Consider the following 24,959-nt stretch of genomic DNA (forward strand, 5'->3'; position numbering starts at 1 on the left):
CTGGAAGGGACGCCGCGTGGCCGCGGCGCACGAGGATTGCCGAGAAGGAAGGTCTGCCGTGAAGCCCCGGACAGTCGGTGAGGTGATGACGCGCGAGGTCGCTCACGCATGCCGCGACACCACGTTCGCGGATCTGATGCTCCTGCTCGACGGGCGTCGCGTCAGTGGTGTGCCGGTGGTGGACGACGACGACAAGGTGCTCGGCGTCGTCTCCGAAGCGGACCTGATCCGCCATCAGGCCACCGGTGTGCGCGGGAGTCGTCGGTCCGGCACGGAGACGGTGGAGGGGCTGATGTCCACCCCCGCCGTCACCGTCCACCCCGAGCAACGGGTCTCGGACGCCGCGCGGGTCATGGAACGCCACCACGTCAACCGCCTTCCCGTGGTGGACGAGGAGGACCGGCTGATCGGCATCATCACCCGGCACGACCTGCTGCGGGTCTTCCTGCGGACGGACGAGGAGATCCGTGCGGACGTGACGGACGAGGTGCTCGGCCGCGCCCTCGGCCTGCCGCCCGGCTCCGTGTCCGTCTCCGTCGCGGACGGAGTGGTCACGCTGGACGGGCGCGTGAACCACGGCCTGGACGTGTGGGCCGCCCTCCGGCTCGCCTGGCGGGTGGACGGCGTCATCGGCGTGGTGAACCGGCTGGTTCCCGCCGAGGGCATGGCGGGCTGACCGCCCGTTCCCCGCCCGCGGTCTACGTCAGTCCGCCCTGAGCCCGTGCGCCCGGAACTGCTCGCACACCCGCTCCACCAGGGCCGGCTGCGGCGTCGGGGTGTCGCGCAGGGGGAAGGGCAGGCCGAGTGCCGCGTACTTGGCGGCGCCCAGTTTGTGGAACGGCAGGACGTCGACGCGTTCGACGACGGACAGCCCCGCCACAAAGGCGGCCAGGCCGTCGACGTCGGCCTCCTTGTCGGTCCGGCCGGGGACGAGCACGTACCGCACCCACACCGGCACCCCGAGCGCGTCGAGCCGGCGAGCGAAGCGCAGGGTCGGTGCCAACTTGCCGCCGGTGAGCCTGCGGTAGCGGGTGCGGTCGAAGGACTTGATGTCGAGCAGCACGAGGTCGGTGTCGGCGAGCAAGGCGTCGTCGGCGCGGGCTCCCAGGTTCCCCGAGGTGTCCAGGGCCGTGTGCAGGCCGGCTTCCTTGCACCGCCGCAGGATCTCGCCGGTGAAGGCGGGCTGGAGCAGGGGTTCGCCGCCGCTGAGGGTCACTCCCCCGCCCGAAGCGGTCAGAAAGGCACGGCACTTGGCAATCTCCGCCATCACCTCATCGGCGGTCATGGGTCGGCCGTCGCGCATGTGCCAGGTGTCGGGGTTCTGGCAGTACAGGCAGCGCAGCGGGCAGCCGCTGGTGAACAGCACGAAGCGGGTGCCGGGACCGTCGACGCCCGTCGACAGGTCCCAGGAGTGGACCCTGCCCGCCGGCGGTCCGGTCCGGGCGGTGGTCGCCCGGACCGGACCGTGACCGTGGACGTTGCTCACGCGGCACCGTGGAAGGTGCGGCTGATGACGTCCTGCTGCTGCTCGCGGGTGAGCCGGACGAAGTTCACGGCGTATCCGGAGACCCGGATGGTCAGATCCGGGTACTTCTCCGGGTGTTCCATGGCGTCCTCCAGGGTGGCGCGGTCGAGGACGTTGACGTTCAGGTGGAAGCCCCCGGAGGCCATGTAGCCGTCCAGCAGTCCCACCAGGTTCGTCACCCGGTCCTCGGGGCTGCGCCCGAGGCCGGCCGGGGTGATGGTGGAGGTCAGCGAGATGCCGTCCCGGGCCGCCGCGTAGGGGAGCTTGGCCACCGACAGGGCCGAGGCCGCCATGCCGTGCCGGTCCCGGCCGTTCATGGGGTTGGCGCCCGGGGCGAACGGCTGCCCTGTCCGCCGCCCGTCGGGGGTGTTGCCGGTGTGCTTGCCGTAGACGACGTTGGAGGTGATGGTGAGGACGGACTGGGTGTGCTCGGCGTCCCGGTAGGTGGGGTGCCGGCGGATCTTCCCCATGAAGGACCGGACCAGTCCGACCGCCAATTCGTCGGCCCGGTCGTCGTTGTTGCCGTACGCCGGGTAGTCGCCGTCCACCGCGTAGTCGACCGCAAGCCCGCTCTCGTCGCGGATCACCTTCACGCGCGCGTACTTGACCGCCGAGAGGCTGTCGGCCGCCACGGAGAGCCCGGCGATGCCGCAGGCCATGGTCCGCCGCACCGGGTGGTCGTGCAGCGCCATCTCGATGCGTTCGTAGGCGTACTTGTCGTGCATGAAGTGGATGACGTTGAGGGCGTCGACGTACGTGCCCGCAAGCCAGTCGAGGACGCGGCCGTACGCCTCCGTGAGCTCTTCGTAGTCCAGGTACTCGCCCGCCAACGGCGCCATGGGCGGGGCGACTTGTTCACCCGAGATCTCGTCCCGGCCGCCGTTGACCGCGTACAGCAGCGCCTTGGCGAGGTTGACGCGGGCTCCGAAGAACTGCATCTGCTTGCCCACCGCCATCGCCGACACGCAGCAGGCGATGGCGGTGTCGTCGCCGGTGCACGGCCGCATCAGCTCGTCGGACTCGTACTGGATGGAGCTGGTGTCGATGGAGACCCGGGCGCAGTAGCGCTTGAAGCCGTCGGGCAGCTGCGGCGACCAGAACACGGTGAGGTTGGGCTCGGGTGCCGGGCCCAGGTTGTAGAGGGTCTGCAGGAAGCGGAAGGAGGTGCGGGTGACCAGGGGGCGGCCGTCGGTTCCGATGCCGCCGATGGACTCCGTCACCCAGGTGGGGTCGCCGGAGAACAGCTCGTCGTACTCGGGGGTGCGCAGGAAGCGGACGATGCGCAGCTTGATGACGAAGTCGTCGACGAGCTCCTGGGCGCGGTCCTCGTCGATCCGGCCTTCGGCCAGGTCGCGTTCGAGGTAGACGTCGAGGAAGGTCGAGGTGCGGCCGAGCGACATGGCGGCGCCGTTCTGCTCCTTGACCGCCGCGAGGTAGCCCAGGTACAGCCATTGCACGGCCTCGTGGGCGGTGGCGGCCGGACGGGAGACGTCGCAGCCGTAGCCGGCCGCCATCTGCTTGAGCTCGTCCAGGGCGCGCAGTTGTTCCGCCAGTTCCTCGCGGTCGCGGATCACGGACTCGGTGGAGGGCTGCCCGTCGAGCAGCGCCCGTTCGGCGCGCTTGGCCTCGATCAGCCGGTCCACGCCGTACAGCGCGACGCGGCGGTAGTCGCCGATGATCCGGCCGCGGCCGTAGGCGTCGGGCAGTCCGGTGATGATGTGGGCCTTGCGGGCCCGGCGCATCTCGGGCGTGTAGGCGTCGAAGACGCCGTCGTTGTGGGTCTTGCGGTAGGTGCCGAAGACCTTGGTGACGAACGGGTCGGGCTCGTACCCGAAGGCGCGCAGGCCGTTCTCCACCGTGCGCAGGCCGCCGTTGGGCATGATCGCGCGCTTGAGCGGGGCGTCGGTCTGCAGACCGACGACGAGTTCGCGGTCACGGTCGATGTATCCGGGGGCGTGTGCGGTGATGGTGGAGGGCGTGGCGGCGTCGACGTCGAGGATGCCCTTGCGGCGTTCCTCGGGAAACAGCGCGGTCACCTTGCCCCACACGGTCCGGGTGCGCTCGGTCGGGCCGGCCAGGAAGGCGGAGTCGCCTTCGTAGGGCGTGTAGTTGGCCTGGATGAAGTCGCGCACGTCGACGTGCTCGCGCCAGCGCTGCCCGGCGAAGCCGCGCCAGGGCTGCTCGGAGGTGTCCACGGTCGGTTCGGCCACTGCGGTCATCTTCTGTCTCCGTAATCGTCGGCGACGCCGGGCGCGGCGATCGTTGCCGGCGTCCGCACAGCCGATGCTCGTCGCACGCCCCGTCTTGCGCACAGGGCCGCCGGGGTCCGGCAGCCCGCCGACCGGCCCCCATCGGGAGCACCGGCGGCGGGTCGCAGGTCCCGGGGCGGGAAGGACCTTCGACCCGCCGGTCACGCCGTCGGGCTGTGCGGGGCGTCCGGTACGAGCGCCACGGGGCAGTGCGCGTGGTGCAGCAGGGTGTGGGTGACCGGCCCGAGTTGGAGGCCGAGCCGGCGGGCGCGGCGGTGGGCGGAGACCACGACGAGGTCGGCCGTCCGGCTCGCCTCGGTGAGCGCGTGCCCGGCTCCCAGGCACATGGCCACCGTGTCGACCACGACCCCGGGGTATGCGGGGCGCAGGGCGGCGACCGCGTACTGCGGGACGGCCTCGGCGGACTTCGCCAGCAGCTGCACGTCGTCCCACTCCAACGGTGCCGGAGGGCACATGCTCGGGGTCGCGGGATAGCGCCAGGCGTGCAGCACGCGCAGGGTCGCGCCGCGGCGGACGGCTTCCTCGAAGCCGAAGCGCAGCGCGCCGAGGTCGGCCTCCGACTCCAGGCCGACCAGGACGCAGTTCCGTTCGTTCGTCGCCGAACCGCGGACGACGAGCACGGGGCCGGTGCTGTGCGCCGCCACCCGCAGGGTGACCGATCCCAGCAGCAGTTCGCCGAAGCCTCCGTGGCCGCGGGTGCCGACGACGGTCAGGGCGGCGGTGCGCCCGGCGCGCACCAGGGCCCGGGCGGCGGCCTCGGTGGTCAGCGTCGGCACGATGGACAGGCCGTCGGCGCGGGAGCGCACCCGGGCGACGGCCCGGTCCAGGGAGGCGCGGGACATCTGGTGGAGCGAGGGCCCGCCGGGTGCCGTCGCCGCGTCGGGAGCCGGGAGTCTGCCCCAGGGCCAGCCGCACAGGATCTCCAGCCCGGTTCCGCGGCGCACGGCCTCGTCGGCCGCCCGGTCCAGTGCGGGCAGCGCGCGTGCCGAGCCGTCGAAGCCGACCAGGACCCGGCTCTTCCGGGAAGCGGTCGCGTCGGACATGGCTGTCTCCTCGGGGTCCTCGGGACTTCAGGTGCGGGACGGTGGCAGCGTCTGCCGCTCCCTCCACGTGCGACAGGGGCCGGAAGGGGCCGATGGCGGGCCGGCGCGGACCGTCGGATGGGCCGACCGGCCCATGGCGGCTTGTACTGCTTTGGCCCATCCTCGGAAGCAGGAGACGTGCACCAGGCACGGGAACGAACCGACAGGAGCCGGGAGCCTTGGACGAGTCAAGGACGTTCTCGCCGGAGCAGCCGATCCGGGTGTTCCTGCTGGACGACCACGAGGTCGTCCGGCGGGGCATCCAGGATCTGCTGGACGCCGAGGACGACATCACGGTCGTCGGCGACGCGGGCACCATCGCCCAGGCGCTCACCCGGGGTCCGGCCCTGCGGCCGGACGTCGCGGTACTGGACGTACGGCTGCCGGACGGCGACGGCATCACGGTCTGCCGGGAGCTGCGGTCGCGCATGCCCGAGCTGGCCTGTCTGATGCTCACCTCGTTCGACGACGACGACGCACTGCTCGACGCCATCATGGCCGGGGCCGCCGGTTACGTCCTCAAGCAGATCAAGGGCTCCGACCTCGTGTCCGCCATCCGCACGGTCGCCGCCGGGCACTCCATGCTCGATCCGGCCACAACGGCCCGCCTGATGACCACGCTGCGCGGCGAACAGACCGCCAAGAGCGAGCCGGAGGACGAGCGGCTGGCCGACCTGTCCCCGCGCGAGCGCGACATCCTCGCGCTGATCGGCGATGGGCTGACGAACCGTCAGATCGGTGAGCGGCTCTTCCTCTCGGAGAAGACCGTCAAGAACCACATCTCGCGGCTGCTCGCCAAACTGGGCGTGGAGCGGCGTATCCAGGCAGCCGTCATCGCCACGGAAGCGGCCAGGGCGGCGGACAGCGACGGGCACCGGCGGGGCGGTAGCGCCCCGTAAGGGGCGCGGGGCTGTTTCGATATGCGGCTCCGCCGCGTGGGCGCGACGGCCACGACGCGCCCGCAGTCGAAGCACCCGGGGCTTCGCCCCGGACCCCTGGGGTGGTGCGTCGGCTGCAGGCCGACGGTGGCTGGTCGCGCCCACGCGGCGGAGCCGCTGGGGGCACCCCCTGGGGGCACCCCCAGCGGTAGCTGGGGGAGGTAGCTGGGGGAGAAACAGCCCCACGCCCCTTACGGGGCGGTCAGCCGGTGAGCGGGATCCGCCAGGTGAGGACCGTGCCGCCACCGGTCGGTGTGCCGAACTCCAGCACGCCGCCGTGCTGTTCGGCGCGCTCGGCGAGATTGCGCAGCCCGCTGCGCCGTCCGTTCCCGGGTATACCGACACCGTTGTCGGCGACGGTCAGCACCAACTGCCCGTCGGCGTTGACGACCGACACGTCCACGGAGGTCGCGTGCGCGTGCCGGGCCACGTTGGCCAGGGCCTCCTCCAGCACGGCGGCCGCGTCCTCGGCGACCGCACGGGGCACCTGCGTGTCCAGCAGGCCCTCCATCCGCAGGCTCGGGGCGAAGCCCAGGATCCGGCCGGCCTCTCCCGTCTTCTGGACGACCCGGGTGCGCAGGCCGTGCTGGGGAGCGGCCTCCCGGGCGCGCAGGCCGAAGATCGCCGACCTGATGATCTTGATCGTCTCGTCCAGGTCGTCGACGGCCCGCTGGACCCGCTCCGACGCCTCGGCATGGTCGATGAACCGGTCGGCGCTCTGCAGCGTCATCCCCGTGGCGAAGAGTCGCTGAATGGCGAGATCGTGCAGGTCACGCGCGATCCGGTCACGGTCCTCCAGCAGCGCCAGCTGCTCGACGTCCGCCCGCCGCTCAGCCAGCTCCAGGGCCAGGGCCGCCTGCCCCGCGAACGTCAGCAGCGGCCCGGTCTCCTGCTCCAGGAACTCCGGCCGGCCGCTGCCGCGCACCAGGAAGAGCACACCCCGCACCGTGTCCCCCGACATGACCGGCACGGCCACCGCAGGGCCGAACCCGGCGAGGACCCGCGACGCCGCGACGGCGCGCGGGTCCGCACCGATCTCACGGCTGTGGGCCGGCTCCCCCGCCTTGTACGCAACACCCACCAGCGAGCTGTCGACCGGCAGCACCAGACCGCGCAACTCGTCTGCTCTGGCGCCCACGGCAACCTCCACGGTCAGCGCGGAGCCGTCGTCCAGCGGCAGGGAGAACGTCGCCAGCTCCGCGCGCGTGATCTCCATGGCCTGCTCCGCGATCAGGACCATGACGTCCGCCGACGGACTGCCCGACATCAGGCTCGTGGTCACCTCGGCGCTCGCCCGCAGCCACCGCTCGCGCCGCGTGGACTCCTCGTACAGCCGGGCGTTGTCGATCGCCACGCCGGCGGCCACGGCGAGCGTCGAGAGCACCGACTCGTCCTCGTCCTCGAAGTCCGCGCCGCCGCGCTTCTCGGTGAGGTACAGGTTGCCGAAGACCTCGTCGCGCACCCGGATCGGCACGCCCAGGAAGCTGTGCATCGGCGGGTGGTTCGGCGGAAAACCGTACGAGGAGGGGTGCTCGGAGAGCTTGGGCAGACGCAGCGGTTCCGGGTGCCGGATCAGCTCGCCGAGGATGCCGTGCCCCTCCGGGTACGGGCCGATGGCCTTGATCTGCCCGTCGCTCAGGCCCACGGTCAGGAACTGCGACAGCGTGCGCCCGTCGGGGCCGATCACGCCCAGCGCCCCGTACTGGGCGTCCACCAGCGCCACGGCCGCCTCCACGATGCGCCGCAGCACGTGTTCCAGGTCCAGCTCGCGCCCCACCGAGAGCACGGCCTCCAGCAGACTGTGCACCCGGTCCCGGGTACCGCGTGCCGCATTCAGCCGTGCCTGCAGCTCCTCCAGCAGCTCGTCCAGCTTGAGCTGCGGCAGCCGCACCGGCTCCTGCCCGGCGTTCTTCAACGCGCCTCCTCCGACCTGCATCCGGATCCTGTACGGCCCCCTGGTGCAACCGTACCGAGCCCCGGCGCAGGGAACGCCCCGGTATGCCCAAGATCTCCGAATCCCGGCGGGGCGGCGGGCGGACCGGGGCCCGGGATGCACCCGACGAGGGCCGTTCGCCCTCGCATCGTGCCCGGTCAGCCCTCCCCGCAGGCACCGGCACCGGCCGAGTCTGGGGACCGACGGAGAGGCACCGGGCACGTGGTCGCGGGGCGACCGGGCAGGAGGAGACGCAACGATGGCCAGGACCGGGGTTTTCGCCGATCTCTCGGCGGACCAGGAGCGAGCGCTGACGGCCCTCGCGCACGAGGTGTCGTTCCCCGTGGGGACGCGCATCTTCGAGGAGGACGGCGCGGCGGACCGGTTCTGGGTGGTGCGCACGGGCACGGTCCGCCTCGACCTCCGGGTGCCGGGCCGCCCGGCCGCCGTCGTCGACAGCGTCGGGCCTGGAGGGCTCCTCGGCTGGTCGTGGCTGTGCCCGCCCCACGAGTGGCACCTCGGTGCCGAAGCCACCAGCCCCGTGCGGGCCTGGGAGTTCGAGGCGGCTCCGATCCGTGCCCTGTGCGAGCAGGACCCGCTGCTCGACCACGCTCTGCTGACTCATGTCGCCGCCGTCATCGGCCGTCGTCTCCGGGCGGCCCGCACACGACTGCTCGCCCGCTGAGGCACGGATATCCCGCTCTCCCGGGACCGGTTGCGGCCGGAGGGCGGCCAACGGTCCCCGGGACAAGGCCCCTTCGTCCCTGGCATCCCCGTACGACGCGGCGGATCGTGGGAACGAACCGGACGTGCAAGACCTGAAGGCGGTGGCAGCAATGGACCTTCCCGTCGTCGTGGGGACCGACGGATCCCGCGCGAGTCTGGAGGCGGTGGACTGGGCAGCGGACGCAGCCGTGCTCCGCGGGTCGTCCCTGTGGATCGTCCACGCGAGCCCGGACGGTCCGCGCTCCGGACGTTCCCCGGCACGGGCCGAGGAGGTCTGCGCCCTCGCTGCCGAACGCGCCGCACTGCGCTCCTCCCAGCTCAAGGTGACGGCGGAAGCCCTGTGGGGCGGAGCCGCCATGGCCCTGCTGGAGGCCTCGCACAGCGCGTCCCTCGCCGTCGTCGGACACCGCGGGCAGGGCGGAGGTGTGAGCTCGCTGTTCCTGGGCCCGGTGGCCACGGCGGTCGCGTCCCACGCGCACTGTCCGGCCGTGGTCGTCCGCGGCCGCCAGGACAACATCCGCGGCCGGAAGCACCGGATCACCGTGGGTCTCGGCAGGCGGCATCCGGAAGAGACGGCCGTGTCCTTCGCCTTCGCCGAGGCGGCACTGCGGCGATGCGAGGTGGAAACGGTGTTCGCGTGGTCCGGCAACAGCGGTGAACCGCGGGGCGACGACCGGCTGCGGCGCGAACGCGCGGCCGACGAGGCGCTGCGGTCGGCGACCGGGGCCCACCCCGGCGTGCCCCTGCTGACGTACCCCGTCGAGGGACCCACGCACACGGCCCTGCTCCGGGCCTCCGCGGAGTCGGACCTGCTCGTGCTGGGCGCACGCCCGCACGGCTCCCCCGGACCCCGGCTGGGTATGGTGAACGGCACGGTGCTCCAGCACGCGCACTGCCCCGTCGCCGTCGTCCCGCGCTGGTGAGACCTCGCGGCCGGCGGCTCCCGTGCCGCTCGCCTCACCGGAGCAGCTCGGCCGCCCGGTCGGGTACGAGCGTCTGCAGGTCCCGGGAAGGCCGCCGGTACCCGGTGGAGGGAGGTCGAGGCGGGAGTTCGAGGGCGGGCCGGGGGACTTCCCGGTACGGAACCGTCGAGAGCAGGTGAGCGATCATGTTGATGCGGGCTGCACGCTTGTCGTCGCCCTCGACGACGTACCAGGGCGCCTCGGGGATGTCGGTGTGCGCGAACATCTCGTCCTTCGCCCGGGAGTAGGCCTCCCAGCGGGTGACCGACTCCAGGTCCATCGCCGACAGCTTCCAGCGCCGCGTCGGATCCTCCAGCCTGCTGCGGAACCGCTGCTCCTGCACCGCATCGCTCACCGAGAACCAGTACTTGCGCAGCATGATCCCGTCCTCGACGAGAAGCCGCTCGAAGACCGGGCACTGGCGCAGGAACCGCGTGTGCTCCTCCTCCGTGCAGAAGCCCATGACGCGCTCGACGCCCGCACGGTTGTACCAGCTGCGGTCGAACAGCACGATCTCCCCGGCGGCCGGCAGCTCGGCCGTGTAGCGCTGGAAGTACCACTGCGTGCGCTCCCGGTCGGTCGGCACGGGCAACGCGGCGATCCGGGCGATCCGCGGGTTCAGACGCTCGGTGACCCGCTGGATCGCACCGCCCTTGCCCGCCGCGTCGCGGCCCTCGAAGACCACGACGAGCCGCCGCCCCTCGGCCCGCACCCACTCCTGGAGCGTGACCAGCTCGCCCTGGAGCCGCAGCAGTTCGCGCTCGTAGACCGGACGCGGCAGGCGCTCCGGCCGCTTCTCCCCGGTCACTGCCGTCACCTCCCGTGCGTCCTCCGCCACCGCCGCGTCAGGTGATGCGGCAGCCGGTGACCATGTCGAGGCTGATGCTGATCACGTGGTCCATCTCCTCGCCGATCCACGGCTCGAGCGCCGCCCGGTAGTGCTGCTGCAGCGCGGGGTCCCGCACCAGGTGGGCCTCGCCGGTGACCACGACGCTCCACCCGGTGCACGTCTCGGTGTCGAACTCGTCGGCCTCGTACGCCACCACGGCCCCGTCCCGGGCCGGGCCGAGCATGGCGGCGCCGGTGTGGGTCCTGATGATGATCTGGTCGTCCAGGAGGACATGGTTGACCGGCCGGATGGCGGGCAGGGCCTGGTGGCTGAAGACCAGGCGCCCGATCCGTGCGTCCTTGAGGAGCTTCAGCGCCTCCTGCCGGGGCAGCTCCGCCGTGGTCGGCGAACCCGGCCGGGAATCGTGCGGGAGGGAGATCCGTGCCATGCCACCAGTCAGGCACGGTCGGCGCCGGTCCGGCTAGGGCCGACCGGCCCCGATCTTCGCACCCGGCCCCCGGGCGGCCGGCCCGGGAAGGCCCGGCTGACCAGGGCCCAATGGTCCCGGAGAAGGGCCGCTCGGCCACAGCTCGTGCCGGGTCCGGCACGGCATGCTGGCTTCGACCGACCCGGAGGTTTCCCGCTCACGGCCGCAACCGCGTCCGCCCGGCCGATCCCTCAACCACCCGACCGCGCAGGCACGGTGTGCGGCCCCTCCGGCCGGTCGGCGTCCGGCCGCCGGTTGCGGCTCCCCCGTCCTCCCTGGCGGCCGGACGCAAGAGCGCGTCGGCACCCCGCGCCCGCCCGTCAAGGCCCGTCCGGTCCGGCTCAGGGAGGCACAGGATGAACGTACGAGGCGTCCCCCGCACACGACGGCCGCTTCCGCACCGCTTCCGCCGACGGGCGGCCAACCCGCTGCGGCGGCGTTCCGACCGGTGCCAATCGTGGCTCGGCACGTCTCTCCTGCTGCTCCTGATCCTCGCTCTGCCGACGATCCCGACCCTGGTCGCCCGGGACGTCTACGCCTCCCAGATGCGCGCGCTGCACGAGCAGTCGGCGCAGCGGCACCGGATCACCGCGCACGTCACCGCGGATGCGAAGGGCTCCTCCGCCGCCGGGGACACTCTGCAACGGGCGTCCGTGCGCTGGACGGACGCGACGAGCGCGATACGGACCGGTACGGCGGACGTCCCCGCAGGATCGGCCGAGGGCGACACGGTATTGGTCTGGGTGGACGGCGAGGGAAGGCCGGCGAAGCCGCCGATGCAGCGCGACGAAGCACTGACGGCCGCCTGGTTCGCCGCCTGCCTGTCGGCCGCGGGTCTGGCCCTGGCGTACTGCGGCGCCCGCGCGGCGCTCGTCGGGACGCTGAACCGCCGGCGGTACGCCCGCTGGGAGGCGGCGTGGGAGACGGTGGAGCCGCGGTGGTCAGGGCGGTTGCGCGGCTGACGGAGGGCCGGTCTCCGCCTGCGGGGTCCGTTCGGCCCATGGCGGACGGGGCCGGGGCGGGCAGGATCGGACTCCATGAACAGGATCACGACCGGCAACAGCCGAAGCCGACAGCCGGCAGAACCCCGGACGCTCCCGTCGACGCGTTTCGGGGCGGGCCGGAGGTTCTCCTGGCTCATGGTCGTCACCGGTGGCCTCGGGCTCCTCGCCTCGGCCGTCATCTGGACGGACAGCATCAGGCTGGCCGAGGACCCGGCGTTCCAACCCGCCTGCAACGTCGGCTCCGTCCTGTCCTGTACCGACGTGATGCGCAGCGATCAGGCTTCGCTGTTCGGGCTGCCCAACCCGCTGTTCGGGCTGGTCGCGTACGCGGTCGTGGTCGCGGGTGGCATTGCGCTGCTGGCCGGAGCCCGTTTTCCCCGCTGGTGCTGGATCGGTCTGAACCTGGGCGGGTTCGCCGGTGCCGTCTTCTGTATGTGGCTGATGGGCCAGGCGCTCTATTCCATCGGGGCCCTGTGCCTGTGGTGCTGCCTCACGTGGGCGGTGACCATCGCCCTGTTCTGGTACTCCCTCGTGCACAGTCTCGGACACCGCATCATTCCGGCTCCGCGCGCATGGGTCCGCGGAGTACAGGAGTTCCACTGGACGGTACCGGTCACGTGGTATGCGGTCGTCGTGCTGCTCATCGCCATGCGCTTCCGGCCCGCCTGGCAGTCGATGATCTGAACCGCCGTTCCTTTCCTGCGGAATTCGTCGCCGACATCCGGGCCGTTCGGCCCTGTGCCGGGGACCCCCGGCCCTGTCCGCGACCGCACCGCGCCATTGATCATGATCCGGGCCGGAGATTTCCGGCCCGGAAATTCTCTTTGGCACAGCTGGAGTTGGTGGCCTGTGGACGGTATCGGGACGCACAGAGACGACAAGGCGACCGAGGTGCGGCATCCGGAAAACGGGCCGGCTGCCGTGCGGAAGCCCCGCAGCACACCCGTCGCATGGCTGACGACCACCGATCACAAGCAGATCGGCACGCTGTATCTCGTCTCCGCTTTCGTTTTCTTCATCATCGGCGGCCTCATGGCCCTGCTGATGCGCGCGGAACTCGCGCGGCCCGGCACGCAGATCCTGTCGAACGAGCAGTTCAACCAGGCTTTCACGATGCACGGGTCGGTCATGCTGCTGCTCTTCGCGATGCCGCTGTTCACCGGATTCGCCAACTGGCTCATGCCGTTGCAGATCGGCGCACCGGACGTGGCCTTCCCCCGGCTGAACATGCTGGCCTTCTGGCTGTTCCTGTTCGGGTCGCTCATCGCGGCGGCCGGCTTCCTCACGCCCCAGGGCGCCGCCGACTTCGGCTGGTTCGCCTACGCGCCGCTGTCGGACTCCGTGCACTCCCCCGGCGTCGGGGCCGACATGTGGATCATGGGCGTGGCGCTCTCCGGTTTCGGCAGCATCCTCGGTGCCGTCAACTTCATCACCACCATCATCTGCATGCGGGCCCCGGGCATGACGATGTTCCGCATGCCGATCTTCACGTGGAACGTGCTGCTGACCGCGCTGCTCATCCTGATGGTCTTCCCGGTGCTGGCCGCGGCGCTGTTCGCGCTGGAGATGGACCGCAAGTTCGGCTCGCACGTCTTCGACCCGGCCAACGGCGGCGCGCTGCTGTGGCAGCACTTGTTCTGGTTCTTCGGGCACCCGGAGGTGTACGTTCTCGCGCTGCCGTTCTTCGGTATCATTTCCGAGGTCATCCCGGTCTTCTCGCGCAAGCCGATGTTCGGTTACATCGGCCTGATCGCGGCGACCATCTCGATCGCGGGTCTGTCGGTGACCGTGTGGGCGCACCACATGTACGTCACGGGCGGTGTGCTGCTGCCGTTCTTCTCCTTCATGACCTTCCTGATCGCGGTTCCGACCGGTGTGAAGTTCTTCAACTGGATCGGCACCATGTGGAAGGGCTCGCTGTCCTTCGAGACCCCGATGCTCTGGGCCACCGGATTCCTGATCACCTTCGTGTTCGGCGGCCTGACGGGCGTCATCCTGGCCGCGCCGCCGATGGACTTCCACGTCTCCGACTCGTACTTCGTCGTCGCCCACTTCCATTACACGCTGTTCGGCACCGTGGTCTACGCGATGTTCGCCGGATTCCACTTCTGGTGGCCGAAGTTCACCGGGAAAATGCTCGACGAGCGGCTCGGGAAGGTGACGTTCTGGACGCTCACGGTGGGATTCCACACCACCTTCCTCGTCCAGCACTGGCTGGGGGCCGAGGGCATGCCCCGCCGGTACGCCGACTATCTCGCCTCGGACGGTTTCACCGCACTCAACACGATCTCCACGATCGGCTCCTTCCTGCTGGGCCTGTCGATCCTGCCGTTCTTCTACAACATCTGGAAGACCGCCAAGTACGGCAAGAAGGTCGAGGTCGACGACCCCTGGGGTTACGGCCGTTCGCTGGAGTGGGCCACGTCATGCCCGCCGCCGCGGCACAACTTCACCGACCTGCCGCGCATCCGTTCCGAGTCCCCGGCCCTGGACCTGCACCGTCCGGACGTCACCGCAACCGAACTGTCGGCCCGCTGAGAAACTCCGAGGAACAAGGAGAACCACGTGTCCCGGACCGTCCTCGCCCTGAGTGCCGCAGTGATCGGCGCAGCCGGCTGCGTCTGGTACCTGCCCGCCGTGGCCGACCTGCGGGCCGGCGACGACCGGCCGGCCGCCCGCCGCATCGCCGCCTTCGCCTGCCTGACGGGCTGGGGCACCCTCGCCGCCCTCGCGCTCCTCCTGCTCGCGCAGGCCCCGTGGCGCGTCGTCGGGGCCGTGGCCGCGGTCGGGGCACTGACCGCGTCGTCCCTCTCCGTGCGCGCCTGGTCGTTGCGGCGGGGCGAGCGGCAGGAGGCCGAGAAGTGGGCGGAGTTGCTCGGAGCGGCGCCGGTCGCCGCGTCCGGGCGGCTCCGCCGGGCCGCCCTGGCGTGGGGGCTGTCGGGGGTGGCCCTGGCGGCTGCGGGAACGCCGTTCCTGGTGCGGCAACTCCTGCTCTGAGCAACGGTGTTCCACCGGTGGATCGCGGGTGCCGGTGTCCCGGCACCCGCGTCCTCGGTACCACGTGCCGCCGCCGGTCTCAGCCGGTCGGGACGAGGGCCACCGGGCAGTGCGCGTGGTGCAGCACCGCATGGGTGACCGGCCCCAGTTGCAGGCCGAGGCGGCGGCTCGCGCGATGGGCGGCGATGACGAGGACGTCCGCCTCCCTGCTCGCCTCGGTCAGGGCGTGGCCCGCCCCCAGGCACAGGGCTTCGGTGCGGACCTCGACCCCGGGGTACTCGTCGCGCAGGGGTGCGACCGCGAACTCCGGAACGGCCTCGGCCGTCTTCGCCAGGATGCGCACGTCGTCGCGGAAGAGCGGTCCCGGGGTCTGCTTGCCGGGCGAGGCGGGGTACTGCCAGGCGTGCAGCGCGTGCAGGTCGGCCCCGAGCCGTACCGCTTCCTCGAAGCCGAAGCGCAGGGCGTCGGTGTCGGCGTCCGACTCGACGCCGACGAGCACGGTCCCCCGCATGCGCCGCACGTCGTCGCGGACGACGAGCAGGGGGCTCGCGGTGTGCGCGGCCACCCGCAGGGTGACCGAGCCCAGGAGGAGCCCGGCGAATCCGCCGTACCCGCGGCTGCCGAGCACGGTCAGGCCGGCGGACTGCCCGGAGCGCACGAGAGCACGGGCGGGGGACTCGGTGGTCAGGGTGGGGACCACGGACAGACCGGGGGCACGCCGGTGGACCCGTACCACAGCCCGGTTCATGGCGGACCTGGCCTGGTCGTGGAGGACCTGGCCGTCACCGCACCGCATCACGGACTCGGGGACCAGGTACCGGCCCCAGGGCCAGCCGCACAGGATCTCCAGCCCGGTGCCGCGGCGCACGGCTTCGTCGACGGCACGGTCCAGGGCTCGCAGGGCGGGCTCGGAGCCGTCGTATCCGGCGAGGACCCGGCCCTGCCGGGGAGTGGCCGTCTCGGGCATGGTGCGCTCCTTCGGGTCTGCAGCGTTCCGATCGATGCACGCGGGATCCGGGCACACGGCCGTCCGTCCGCCCTTCGGGCCCGGAACCGGCCGTCAGAACTGCGGTCCGACGACGGGGGGTTCGGGGACCCAGGGCTTGACCGGGGGTGCCTCGAGGCGCAGTTCGACGCCGACGACGCCTGCCACGGCCCGTACCAGCCGGGCCACGACCGGCACCATCGCCGCGTCGGGCAGCCGTCCGGACACGGTGACCACCCCTTCCGTCACCGTCACCTCGGCCGTGGGCCTGCAGTTGCGGAAGAAGTGGTCCACGATCTCGTCCTGCACCTCACGGGCGATGTCCTCGTCGTCGCGCAGGTAGACCCTGAGCAGGTCGCTGCGGCTGACGATGCCCGCCAGCCGCCCGTCCTCGTCCACGACGGGAAGCCGTTTGACGCCCTTGCGGGCCATCAGGCGTGCGGCCTCCGCCAGGGTCGCGCTCCCGCGAAGGGTGACGGCGGGGGTGCTCATCAGTTCCCCGGCCGTCCCGGCCCCGGCCTTGACCAGGTCGTCCAGGTGGCGCAGTTGCTCGATGCGGGAGGGGTCGCGGTCCTTGTACTGCTGTTTGGGCAGCAGGTCGGCCTCGGAGACCATGCCGACGACACGGCCTTCGCCCTCGACCACGGGTACGGCGCTCACCTTCCACTGCGCGAGCGTCTTGACGATCTCCTTGTAGGCGGCGCTGCGGCTGACCGCCACGACCGTCTGCGTCATCACATCGCCGACCGTGCGCGGAGTGTCCTTCATCCCGGCCTCCCTCTGCGGTGCCGGAGTTCACCGGCACTCTTCACGCTCGTCCCGGCGGGCCGTTCCGGCCAGGTGCCGATGGGCCCTGCACCGGGGACTGCCCGGCCCCGGTGCGAAGCCCGGCACGCAAGCCGGTCAAGAGCATGCACAGCGCGTTCAACTTCCTTCTCCTTCGGCCACAGAGCGGGCAACCGCGACCGTCGAGAGGCGATTCCAAGCATGCATACGCCAGGGTCATGCACCGGTGCTGTGATCGGCTCCTGACCGGAAGGGGAGTCCATCCATGCGACAGAACTGCGGTCGCGACGAACACGGGGCGGCCGAGGCCCGGTTCCAGGGGCTGCTGGAGTCGGCTCCGGACGCCATGGTCATCGTGGACGACACGGGAACCATCCAGCTCGTCAACGCCCAGACCGAGGCCGTCTTCGGCTACTGCCGCGAAGAACTCCTCGGCCGGCCCGTCGAGATCCTCGTCCCCCCGCGCTTCCGGAGGCAGCACTCGGCCCACCGCCGGGACTACGCGGGCAACAAGCAGGTGCGGCCCATGGGAGCCGGACTCGAACTCTACGGGCTGCGCAAGGACGGACACGAGTTCCCCGTCGAGATCAGCCTCAGCCCCCTGGAGACGGCCGACGGACTCCTCTTCTCCGCGGCGGTGCGCGACGTCAGCGAACGCAAGGCAGCCGAACGGCGGATCAACGAGCTGGCGGCCCTCGTGGAGTCCTCCCAGGACGCGATCCTCGCCAAGACCCTCGAAGGCCGCATCACCTACTGGAACGCCGCCGCCCATCAGCTCTACGGCTACACGGCGGACGAGGCCGTCGGCCGCCATGTGTCCCTGCTCGCCCCTCCCGCGTGCAAGGACGAGATCGGCGCCCTGATGGACCGACTGAGCCGCGGCGAGAAGGTCGAGCACTTCGAGACGCTCCGGGTGACGAACACCGGCGCGCTGCTCGACGTGGACGTCACGCTCTGGCCGACCCGTGACGCGGACGGCACCGTGATCGGTGCCTGTGCGATCGTCCGCGACATCAGCGAGCGCAAACGCGCCGAAGCCGAACTCACCCGGCTCTACGAGCAGCAGCGGCACGTCGCCCTGACCCTGCAGCGCAGCCTCATGGGAACCCCGCCGGAGGTCCCCGGCCTGCACTCCGCCAGCCGGTATCTGCCGGCCACCCAGGGCGCCGGCGTCGGAGGGGACTGGTTCGACCTCGTCCCTCTGGGAGGCGGCCAGGTCGGTGTCCTCATCGGGGACGTGATGGGCCGCGGCCTCGAAGCCGCCGCCGTCATGGGGCAGTTGCGTTCCGCGGCCAACGCCCTGGCCCGCACGGGGATGCCGCCCCGGCAGCTCATGCAGGCGCTCGACACCATCGTGGCCGATCTGCCCGACCAGCTGGTCACGTGCAGCTACCTGGTCATCGATCCCGACGCCGGCCAGATGGCGATCTGTTCGGCCGGTCACCTGCCCGCGCTGCTCGCGACCCCGGACCACCGGGTCAGCCCGATACCCGTACCGGTCAGCGTTCCCCTGGGCGTCGGGGACGTCCCTCATCAGCAAGCGGTCGTCGACGTACCGCCCGGCTCCACCCTCGCCCTCTACACCGACGGCCTCGTCGAGACCCCCGCCACCGACATCGAGCAGCAGATCTCCCTGCTCGCCTCGGAGTTGAGCTGTGCCTTCCGTTCCGCGTGCGGCCTCGAGGCGGCGGCGGACCGGGCCCTCGCGGCCCTTCTGCCCGGTGCCGCGGGCCACAACGACGACATCACCCTGCTCCTGGTCCGGCTGCCGCCCGCCCCGCTCGCCTGGGCCTGCACCGAGCTGCCGTCGGAGCCCTGCGCGGCCGCCGACGGCAGGCGGTTCCTCACCGTCACCCTCGCCGCGTGGGACTGCTCCGCGGCGCTCGACGACGCCCGGCTGCTGACCTCCGAGGTCCTGACCAACGCGATCTGCCACGCCACCGGCCCGATCCAGCTGCGGGTGCGCAGGGGGACGGACGAGCTCACCGTCGAGGTGACCGACCGCAGTCCCCAGCCCCCTCAGCCGCGGCTCGCGGAGGTGGGGGACGAGTCGGGCCGCGGCCTGCTGCTCGTCGACGCCCTGGCGGACAGCTGGGGCACCCGTCCCGTCGACCGGGGGAAGACCATCTGGTTCACCCTCCGCCTCACCGCGACGGATGCAGCGGGCTCGGGCCTGTAGTCCCTGGAAGGCGATGGGCAGGTGCCGGGGCCCGCGCAGGGCCGGGTTCTGCCGGTACGGGGGCGGGTCCTCCACCAGGGCGGGGTTCCTGAGCCTGCGGGCGAGCGCGGTCAGCGCGAGCTGGGTCTCCAGGCGGGCCGGCGGGGCGCCGAAGCAGTTGTGGATGCCGCTGCCGAAGCCGAGGTGCTGGTTGTCCGGGCGTTCCGGGCGGAAGCGTTCGGGGTCCGTGAAGCGCCGCTCGTCGCGGTTGCCCGAGCCGAGGGCGAGCAGGACCGTCGCTCCCCGGGGGATGGGGTCCAGGCCATCCTGGTCGAGGCGGACGGGGCATGTCGCGGCGGCTCTGAGCACGTGTTCGCGCTGGGCGTCGTCGCACACGGGCGCGTACATCAGCGCTTCCTCGCCGTGCAGGGTGAACACGTCCGGTGCCAGGAACGCGCATTGCGCACAGCCCTGGCACCGGTTGAGGTCGACGACAAGTTTTATGACGGACGTGGCCCTTCGCCGCTGTCGCGCTCCGACGCTTTTCACGAGGTATGTTCCATTTACTGCGCATCTGCGCGTCGTCCGCATGTGGAGCGCCACCAAAAGGGAAGCCCATGCCCGCGCACGATCCCCCGGCGATCGGTGACCACGCCTTCCTCAGCGACTGCCACTCGCTCGCGCTGGTCGGCCCGGACGCGTCCGTGGAATGGGCCTGCTTCCACCGCTTCGACGCCCGCTCGGTGTTCGCGCGGCTGCTGGACCGGGACATCGGCGGGTACTTCCGCATCGCACCGGCCGGTGTCTTCGAGACGACACGGCGGTACCTGCCCGGCACCAACGTCCTGGAGACCCGGTTCCGGACGCCGACGGGCACCGTCACGGTGACCGACTGCCTGCCCGTGCACGAGGACCCGGACCACCCCGGCCGCCCCCGGCGCCGGCCTCCCGGCCATCTGCTGCTGCGCCGCATCCACGGCGAGACCGGCGAGGTACCGATGGAGATGGTCTTCGCACCCCGCTTCGACTACGGCCTGACCACACCCTTCCTCGAACCCGCCGCCGACGGCCTGCTCGTCGCGGGCGGCGGGGCCGACACCCTGCTGCTGCAGAGCGACCTGCTGCCCCTGCTCCCCCACGCCGACGGAACCTGCACCGCCCGGGCCACGGTCGCCCGGGGCGAGGAGCGGTACGTCGCACTGACGCACGGCGAGGCCGGCCGCCTGCAGGTGCGCCGGCTGCCCACCCCCGAACTGCGCAGCCGCCTGCAGGAGACGACCGCTTTCTGGGAGCGCTGGACGGCACGCTGCACCTACCGGGGCCCGTACCGGGAGGCGGTCGTGCGCAGCGCGCTCGTCCTCAAGGGGCTCGTCTACGACCGCACCGGCGCCATCGCCGCGGCCGCCACCACCTCGCTGCCGGAGGCGCCCGGCGGGGAGCGCAACTGGGACTACCGCTACTGCTGGCTGCGCGATTCCGCCGCCATGCTCGCCACGCTGGCGGGCATCGGCTACACCGACGAGGCCCGGCGCTTCGGCGAATGGCTGCTGCGCACCACTGCGGGCCGCGCCGAGGAGCTGCAGATCATGTATGGCATCGGCGGGGAGCGGCTGCTGCCCGAGTTCCGGCTGGAGCATCTGCGGGGCCACCAGGATTCCCGGCCCGTGCGCATCGGCAACGGCGCCTGGAACCAGTTCCAGCTGGACGTCTACGGCGAGATCGTCGCCGCCGCCGGGTACCTGGCGGAGCGGAACGGACTGCCCGGGCCGCGGGGGCTGGCGTTCCTGCGCGAGGTCGTGGACCTGGCGGCCCGGCGCTGGGAGGAGCCCGACGAGGGCATCTGGGAAGTGCGCGGCGGCAGACGGCACTTCGTCTTCTCCAAGCTCATGGCCTGGAGCGCCCTCGACTGCGGGGTCCGCCTGCTGGAGCGGCACGGCGAGGGCGTCGCGGACGCTCGTGACCGCGAGCGGTGGGCCCGGGCTCGCGACGCGATCCGGGCCCGGATCGAGAGCCACGGGGTGGACCCGCGCACCGGCGCCTTCATGCAGGCCTTCGACTCCCCCGCCCTCGACGCCGCCGCGCTGCAGCTGGGGCTGCGCGGCTTCCTGCCCTTCGACGACCCGCGGATGCGGGCCACCGTCGACCGGATCGACGCGGAACTCACCCGCGGCGGCCACTGCTACCGCTACCGCACCGACGACGGCCTGCCCGGCGACGAAGGCACCTTCGTCTTCTGCACGCTCTGGCTGGTCAACGCCCTTGCCCGCACGGGCCGCACGGCCGAGGCCGAGGAACGGCTGGCCCTCGTCCTCGGCTGCGCCAACGACCTCGGGCTGCTGGCGGAGGAGATCGACCCCGGCACCGGCGGCCAACTCGGCAATTTCCCCCAGGGGTTCAGTCATCTCGGTGTGATCGCGGCGGCGCTGACCCTGCAGGACCTGCAGACGGGCTGACGCGGGTGCGCAGGGCGGAGACGAGGATGTGACCGCTGACGGCCAGCATCCAGACCGGGAAGACGAGTTCGAGGTGACCGGCGCTGCTGACGGACAAGAGCAGCACCAGGGCGACGAGGTAGCCGAGCCAGGCCAGCCAGCGCGGGAAGACACCCAGGCGGTGCCCGATCGTGGTGGTGGAGAGCACGAACACGGCGGCCATCCGGGTGAAGTAGCCGGACAGCAGCGTGAGGACGAAGTGGCGCCCGTACTGCCACAGTTCGTCCCGGCCCTGCCCGGGAGAGTGCGTCGCGAACCCGGTCACGGCCAGCAGGCTGCCCGCCGTCGCCGCGAGGACGAACAGCATCGCCACGAACAGCAGCCCGCTGCCCAGGAACAGCGTGGCGAAGAACCGGTCCTCCGCCGCGCCGACGTAGTCCCGGAAGCAGCCCATGAACCACAGGAAGAAGACTCCTGCGAACGGCACCAGGGCCAGCGCTGTGGTCAGGCTGCCGCGCTGGGAGGTGTCGGCGAACCACTCCGCGGCGTCCTGGGGATGCTCCGGCACCGCCAGGCGCACCAGGACGATGGCGGCGGCCAGCAGCAGCGCGGACACGATGCCCGCCACCGCGGCGACGCGTGGTGTCCGCAACCCCTGCCCTGCCGTCCTTCCGCTGCTCCGCATGGCGTCCTCCTCCGGCTGGTGCTCCCGTGCCGAGCCCTCGTCGTGCAGTGGGTCCCCGCGGGCACGGCCCGGCGACACCCGCACGGGCGACTGTCACTCCCCTGGCCCGCCCCGCCCGTCGTGCGCACCGGTGCGTCCCCGGTGATCCTGAGGACGTGACAGCTCGCGCCGGCACGGACGGCGGAACGGACGACCAGGGCCGGCACCGGCGGGAGCAGCCGCGGACCGATTACGGAGGCGCGGTCTACGGCGCGCTCCTGGCCGCCTCCGTCGTGGCCGGCACCGGGGCGCTCGGGCCCTACCGCCGGGTGGGCCTCGTGCTGCTCCTGCTGGTCACCGGCCTGGTGTTCTGGGCCGCGCACGTCTACTCCCGCCTCGTCGGCGAGCGGGAGACCTACCGGCACCCGACCCGGGCCGTGATCAGCGGCGTGGCGCGCCAGGAGTGGCCGATCGCCCAGGCGGCGGTGCCCCCGGCCGTGGCCGTGGCGATCAGCCCGCTGCTGGGGCTGGGCCTGGAGGGGACGGCCTGGTTCGCCCTCTCCGTCGCCCTGGCCGAACAGATCGGCTGGGCCGGCGCGGCTGAGGTCCGCGCCGGCGGCTCCCGCCGGCGGGTGATCGCCTCGGGGGTCGTCAACCTGGTCCTCGGCCTGGTCATCGTGCTCCTCAAGGCCGTCCTGCACGAGCACTGAAGTCCCCGGGTTCCGGCGGGCCGTGCTGCAGCGTCATCGCACGGGTCTCCCCCGGCGCGATCGTGACCGGATGCCCCTGCACCACCACCCTGAGCGCGGACTCCTCCGAGTCCGGCACGCCGATGGTCAGCCGGTCGCCGCTCAGGTGCACTCCGATCCCCCAGTGGCCCCGGTAGCGGATGGTGAATCCGCATTCCGACAGTCCGGGCAGTTCCACCGGGTCGAGCCAGAGGGCGTCCTCGCGGGTCTCCAGGCCGGTGAGGCCGCGCTGTACCAGGTCCAGGGTGCCGGCCATCGCGCCGAGGTGGATGCCCTCCGCGGTGGTGCCGCCCTGGACGTCCGCGACGTCCTCCTCGAGCGCCTCCCGGCAGTACCGCCAGGCGTCGGCCCGGCGGGCCCGGGCCAGCACCCAGCCGTGGACCAGGCCACTGAGGGTCGATCCGTGGCTGGTGCGCCGCAGGTAGTGGTCGACGGTGCGGCGCCAGGCCTCGTCCGTCAGCCGGTATCCCAACTGCCCGAAGAGTGCGGACAGTTCGGCGGGCGAGAAGAGATAGCCGAGCATGAGCACGTCCGCCTGCTTCGAGGCCTGGTACCGGTTGACCGAGTCGCCCTCGGCTTCGAGGATGCGGTCCAGCCGCCTGATGTCGCCGTACCGTTCCCGGTAACCGTCCCAGTCCAGCTCGGCCAGGTCCCCGTAGCCGTCGAACTGGCTGACGACCCCGTGGTGGAAGGGCACGTGCAGGCGGCGGGAGATCTCCTCCCAGGCCGGGAGTTCGTCCACGTCCAGGACGCCGCGCTCGACGAGCTCCTGGCGTCGCCGGTCCGGCAGGGTCCGGACCAGGTCCAGGGCCCGGGTGAGCACCCACACGGCCATGACGTTGGTGTAGGCGTTGTCGTCGATGCCGGGACGGTCGGCGTCCGGGTAGGCGTCGTGGTACTCGTCGGGGCCGACGACCCCACGGATGCGGTAACGGCCGCCCGCCGGGTGGGGCTCGGTGCTGCCCGCCCAGAAACGGGCGATCTGCAGCAGCATGTCCGCGCCCTTGGTGTGCAGGTACTTCACGTCGCCCGTCGCCTGGCAGTACTGCCACACGTTGTACGCGACCGCCGACCCGACGTGGTGCTGGAGCCGCGAGCGGTCCGGCACCCAGCGGCCGGACCGCGGGTTGAGGTGCAGCGTCTGGGTCTCGTCGCGGCCGTCGCTGCCGCTCTGCCACGGATACCTCGCCCCGGCCCGTCCCTCCTGCCGCGCGGCCAGCAGCGCCCTGGGCAGCCGGCGGTGGCGGTAGTTCAGCAGCGCCCGGGACACCTCCGGGAAGTGCAGGTTCAGGTAGGGCAGGACAAACAGCTCGTCCCAGAAGACATGCCCGCGGTACGCCTCGCCGTGCAGACCCCGCGCCGGCACCCCGACGTCCAGGTCGGCGGTGTTCGGGGAGAGCGTCTGCAGCACGTGGAAGACGTGCAGACGCAACACGCGCCCCGCCTCGTCCGGCACGCGGAGGTCCGCCCGGCGCCACAACTGCTCCCACGCGACGGCGTGCGACCGCAGCAGGGCCGTGAAGTCCGGTGCCGCAGCGAGACGTTCGAGGGCGGCGGTGAAGGGGTCGCTGATCGCCCGGTCGCGGGAGGTGTGCAGCGTGACGGTCTTGTCGACGGTGACGGACCGCCCGTCCCGGACGGGGAGTTCGAGGCGGTGGACGGCCAGGCGGCCGCCCGTCTCCCTGGCCGTCGTCGCGGGTGTGCAGCCGGTCACGACGGTCCGCTGGGCCATGCCGATGCCGATGTCCGAGGTTCTGGTGCGGCAGCGCAGCCAGACCGCGTCCGGCTCGGCGGCGCCGGTGCGGAACCCCGTGAGGTGGTGGCGCTCGAAGGCGCGGTAGCGGGGCACATTGGCGTTGCCGACGTCCCCGTCGAGACCGGATTCCACCTCGATCCGTCCCGACCAGCCCTCGGGAGTGAACACGGTGCGCAGTGCGGCGACATGCGGGTCCCCCATGTGGACCAGCCGGCACTGCTCCACCTTCAGCACCCGGCCGTCGGCGGCCCGGTGGCGCAGTGTCCGTGTCAGCGTGCCCTGCCTGAGGTGCAGGACCAGCCGGTGGTCGGTGATCTCGCTGTCGTGCATCGCGAACCACCGGCCGGGCGGGCCGTCGGCCGGCAGCAGCCGGAAGCGCAGGAGCAGCCAGTTGGGGAGGTTGACGAGGTCCTCGTTCTCGACCTCGCGCCCCGCCACGGCCGAGACCAGGCGGTCGTAGCAGCCGGCCGCGTACGTGCCCGGGTAGTGCCCGAGGCCGGCCCTGCTCTCGGGCGCCGCCCCGCGGGTGGCGAAGCAGCCGTTGCCCACGGTGCACAGGGCTTCCCGCAGCCCCTCGGCGGACGGGTCGTAGCCCTCGTACTCCCAGGTCCACTCCGGCATGGCCGTCCTCGCTTCCGGTCCTCCGTCCAGAAGAGCAGACACCGCCGTGACCCGG

The 24,959-nt window shown here is 72.0% G+C and carries 21 protein-coding genes and 2 pseudogenes; 11 read left to right on the forward strand and 12 right to left on the reverse strand.

All coding sequences use genetic code 11. From position 1 onward, the window contains the following. Window positions 1-58: 58 nt before the first annotated feature. Window positions 59-676, forward strand: coding sequence for a CBS domain-containing protein (locus ACMATS_RS01740; protein ID WP_414166589.1), 618 nt, complete (start codon window positions 59-61; stop codon window positions 674-676). A gap of 27 nt (window positions 677-703) precedes the next feature. On the opposite strand, the gene pflA is transcribed toward ACMATS_RS01740, so the two are convergent. The 3 genes from pflA to ACMATS_RS01755 form a co-directional block, all read right to left on the reverse strand. Then, window positions 704-1,486: a pyruvate formate-lyase-activating protein gene (gene pflA / locus ACMATS_RS01745; RefSeq protein ID WP_414166590.1), complete on the reverse strand. Its 783-nt coding sequence runs from the start codon at window positions 1,484-1,486 to the stop codon at window positions 704-706. After that, window positions 1,483-3,744 carry a formate C-acetyltransferase gene (pflB, locus tag ACMATS_RS01750; RefSeq protein WP_414166591.1) on the reverse strand — a complete coding sequence of 754 codons (2,262 nt, stop codon included), beginning with the start codon at window positions 3,742-3,744 and terminating at the stop codon, window positions 1,483-1,485. Before pflB ends, pflA begins: the two co-directional genes overlap by 4 nt. 191 nt (window positions 3,745-3,935) lie before the next feature. Beyond that, entirely contained in the window at window positions 3,936-4,838 is a 903-nt protein-coding gene (locus ACMATS_RS01755; protein WP_414166592.1) for a universal stress protein, read from the reverse strand. Window positions 4,839-5,056: 218 nt separating this feature from the next. Here ACMATS_RS01755 and ACMATS_RS01760 point away from each other — a divergent pair, with 218 nt between their 5' ends. Then, the gene (locus ACMATS_RS01760; protein ID WP_390780625.1) at window positions 5,057-5,776 is read left to right on the forward strand and encodes a response regulator; all 720 of its coding nucleotides are present in this window, start codon (window positions 5,057-5,059) and stop codon (window positions 5,774-5,776) included. A gap of 241 nt (window positions 5,777-6,017) precedes the next feature. Here ACMATS_RS01760 and ACMATS_RS01765 read toward each other — a convergent pair whose 3' ends face one another. Then, a complete protein-coding gene (locus ACMATS_RS01765; RefSeq protein WP_414166593.1) occupies window positions 6,018-7,751 on the reverse strand; it encodes a GAF domain-containing protein in 1,734 nt (577 codons plus the stop codon). Window positions 7,752-8,007: 256 nt separating this feature from the next. On the opposite strand from ACMATS_RS01765, the gene ACMATS_RS01770 reads away from it, so the two are divergent. Both ACMATS_RS01770 and ACMATS_RS01775 read left to right on the forward strand, forming a co-directional pair. Beyond that, on the forward strand, window positions 8,008-8,433 hold the full coding sequence (locus ACMATS_RS01770; protein WP_390780623.1) for a cyclic nucleotide-binding domain-containing protein: 426 nt from the start codon (window positions 8,008-8,010) through the stop codon (window positions 8,431-8,433). A gap of 124 nt (window positions 8,434-8,557) precedes the next feature. After that, a complete protein-coding gene (locus ACMATS_RS01775; protein WP_414166594.1) occupies window positions 8,558-9,397 on the forward strand; it encodes a universal stress protein in 840 nt (279 codons plus the stop codon). A gap of 34 nt (window positions 9,398-9,431) precedes the next feature. Here ACMATS_RS01775 and ppk2 read toward each other — a convergent pair whose 3' ends face one another. Together ppk2 and ACMATS_RS01785 are read right to left on the reverse strand one after the other, a co-directional pair. Beyond that, complete coding sequence (gene ppk2, locus ACMATS_RS01780; RefSeq protein WP_414166595.1) at window positions 9,432-10,253, reverse strand: polyphosphate kinase 2; 822 nt, start codon at window positions 10,251-10,253, stop codon at window positions 9,432-9,434. A gap of 28 nt (window positions 10,254-10,281) precedes the next feature. Beyond that, window positions 10,282-10,713, reverse strand: a complete 432-nt coding sequence (locus tag ACMATS_RS01785) for a pyridoxamine 5'-phosphate oxidase family protein (RefSeq protein WP_414166596.1) — start codon at window positions 10,711-10,713, stop codon at window positions 10,282-10,284. Between the two features lie 395 nt (window positions 10,714-11,108). Here ACMATS_RS01785 and ACMATS_RS01790 point away from each other — a divergent pair, with 395 nt between their 5' ends. From ACMATS_RS01790 to ACMATS_RS01805, 4 genes are all read left to right on the forward strand, one after another. After that, window positions 11,109-11,714: a hypothetical protein gene (locus ACMATS_RS01790; protein WP_414166597.1), complete on the forward strand. Its 606-nt coding sequence runs from the start codon at window positions 11,109-11,111 to the stop codon at window positions 11,712-11,714. A 75-nt stretch (window positions 11,715-11,789) separates the two neighbouring features. Further along, window positions 11,790-12,440 (forward strand): vitamin K epoxide reductase family protein, encoded by a 651-nt coding sequence (locus tag ACMATS_RS01795; protein ID WP_414166598.1) that lies wholly within the window; start codon window positions 11,790-11,792, stop codon window positions 12,438-12,440. Window positions 12,441-12,542: 102 nt separating this feature from the next. Next, a complete protein-coding gene (gene ctaD / locus ACMATS_RS01800) occupies window positions 12,543-14,294 on the forward strand; it encodes a cytochrome c oxidase subunit I (protein WP_414166599.1) in 1,752 nt (583 codons plus the stop codon). A 27-nt stretch (window positions 14,295-14,321) separates the two neighbouring features. Continuing rightward, window positions 14,322-14,753, forward strand: coding sequence for a hypothetical protein (locus ACMATS_RS01805; protein ID WP_414166600.1), 432 nt, complete (start codon window positions 14,322-14,324; stop codon window positions 14,751-14,753). A 79-nt stretch (window positions 14,754-14,832) separates the two neighbouring features. Here ACMATS_RS01805 and ACMATS_RS01810 read toward each other — a convergent pair whose 3' ends face one another. Further along, entirely contained in the window at window positions 14,833-15,720 is an 888-nt protein-coding gene (locus ACMATS_RS01810; RefSeq protein WP_414166601.1) for a universal stress protein, read from the reverse strand. A gap of 93 nt (window positions 15,721-15,813) precedes the next feature. Beyond that, window positions 15,814-16,506: a CBS domain-containing protein gene (locus ACMATS_RS01815; protein ID WP_391151895.1), complete on the reverse strand. Its 693-nt coding sequence runs from the start codon at window positions 16,504-16,506 to the stop codon at window positions 15,814-15,816. Window positions 16,507-16,789: 283 nt separating this feature from the next. Here ACMATS_RS01815 and ACMATS_RS01820 point away from each other — a divergent pair, with 283 nt between their 5' ends. Further along, the gene (locus ACMATS_RS01820) at window positions 16,790-18,703 is read left to right on the forward strand and encodes a PAS domain S-box protein (RefSeq protein WP_390780614.1); all 1,914 of its coding nucleotides are present in this window, start codon (window positions 16,790-16,792) and stop codon (window positions 18,701-18,703) included. Here ACMATS_RS01820 and ACMATS_RS01825 read toward each other — a convergent pair. Then, window positions 18,698-18,994, reverse strand: a pseudogene (locus ACMATS_RS01825) (cytochrome P450); the annotation flags it as partial. The gene ACMATS_RS01820 and the pseudogene ACMATS_RS01825 sit on opposite strands and share 6 nt — an antisense overlap. Window positions 18,995-19,033: 39 nt before the next feature. Beyond that, a pseudogene (locus tag ACMATS_RS01830) lies at window positions 19,034-19,273 on the reverse strand (ferredoxin); the annotation flags it as partial. Between the two features lie 26 nt (window positions 19,274-19,299). On the opposite strand from ACMATS_RS01830, the gene ACMATS_RS01835 reads away from it, so the two are divergent. Continuing rightward, window positions 19,300-21,135, forward strand: a complete 1,836-nt coding sequence (locus ACMATS_RS01835; RefSeq protein WP_414166602.1) for a glycoside hydrolase family 15 protein — start codon at window positions 19,300-19,302, stop codon at window positions 21,133-21,135. Here ACMATS_RS01835 and ACMATS_RS01840 read toward each other — a convergent pair. Further along, a complete protein-coding gene (locus tag ACMATS_RS01840; RefSeq protein ID WP_414166603.1) occupies window positions 21,077-21,799 on the reverse strand; it encodes a hypothetical protein in 723 nt (240 codons plus the stop codon). The genes ACMATS_RS01835 and ACMATS_RS01840 overlap by 59 nt on opposite strands. A gap of 155 nt (window positions 21,800-21,954) precedes the next feature. Here ACMATS_RS01840 and ACMATS_RS01845 point away from each other — a divergent pair, with 155 nt between their 5' ends. Continuing rightward, window positions 21,955-22,488 carry a hypothetical protein gene (locus ACMATS_RS01845; protein WP_390780611.1) on the forward strand — a complete coding sequence of 178 codons (534 nt, stop codon included), beginning with the start codon at window positions 21,955-21,957 and terminating at the stop codon, window positions 22,486-22,488. Here the strand turns inward: ACMATS_RS01845 and ACMATS_RS01850 are convergent. Continuing rightward, window positions 22,463-24,904 (reverse strand): glycoside hydrolase family 65 protein, encoded by a 2,442-nt coding sequence (locus tag ACMATS_RS01850; protein WP_414166604.1) that lies wholly within the window; start codon window positions 24,902-24,904, stop codon window positions 22,463-22,465. The genes ACMATS_RS01845 and ACMATS_RS01850 overlap by 26 nt on opposite strands. Between the last annotated feature and the right edge of the window lie 55 nt (window positions 24,905-24,959).

The organism is Streptoverticillium reticulum (genome assembly GCF_047456005.1).
Classification (GTDB): Bacteria; Actinomycetota; Actinomycetes; order Streptomycetales; family Streptomycetaceae; genus Streptomyces; species Streptomyces reticulum.

Coding starts and splice junctions, on each gene's coding strand:
- ctaD (WP_414166599.1), top strand. CDS start 12,543: ATGATCCGGGCCGGAGATTTCCGGCCCGGAAATTCTCTTTGGCACAGC.
- ACMATS_RS01835 (WP_414166602.1), top strand. CDS start 19,300: ATGCCCGCGCACGATCCCCCGGCGATCGGTGACCACGCCTTCCTCAGC.
- ACMATS_RS01815 (WP_391151895.1), bottom strand. CDS start 16,506: ATGAAGGACACTCCGCGCACGGTCGGCGATGTGATGACGCAGACGGTC.
- ACMATS_RS01795 (WP_414166598.1), top strand. CDS start 11,790: ATGAACAGGATCACGACCGGCAACAGCCGAAGCCGACAGCCGGCAGAA.
- ACMATS_RS01820 (WP_390780614.1), top strand. CDS start 16,790: ATGCGACAGAACTGCGGTCGCGACGAACACGGGGCGGCCGAGGCCCGG.
- pflB (WP_414166591.1), bottom strand. CDS start 3,744: ATGACCGCAGTGGCCGAACCGACCGTGGACACCTCCGAGCAGCCCTGG.
- ACMATS_RS01850 (WP_414166604.1), bottom strand. CDS start 24,904: ATGCCGGAGTGGACCTGGGAGTACGAGGGCTACGACCCGTCCGCCGAG.
- ACMATS_RS01755 (WP_414166592.1), bottom strand. CDS start 4,838: ATGTCCGACGCGACCGCTTCCCGGAAGAGCCGGGTCCTGGTCGGCTTC.
- ACMATS_RS01770 (WP_390780623.1), top strand. CDS start 8,008: ATGGCCAGGACCGGGGTTTTCGCCGATCTCTCGGCGGACCAGGAGCGA.
- ACMATS_RS01785 (WP_414166596.1), bottom strand. CDS start 10,713: ATGGCACGGATCTCCCTCCCGCACGATTCCCGGCCGGGTTCGCCGACC.
- ACMATS_RS01810 (WP_414166601.1), bottom strand. CDS start 15,720: ATGCCCGAGACGGCCACTCCCCGGCAGGGCCGGGTCCTCGCCGGATAC.
- ACMATS_RS01840 (WP_414166603.1), bottom strand. CDS start 21,799: ATGCGGAGCAGCGGAAGGACGGCAGGGCAGGGGTTGCGGACACCACGC.
- ACMATS_RS01765 (WP_414166593.1), bottom strand. CDS start 7,751: ATGCAGGTCGGAGGAGGCGCGTTGAAGAACGCCGGGCAGGAGCCGGTG.
- ACMATS_RS01790 (WP_414166597.1), top strand. CDS start 11,109: ATGAACGTACGAGGCGTCCCCCGCACACGACGGCCGCTTCCGCACCGC.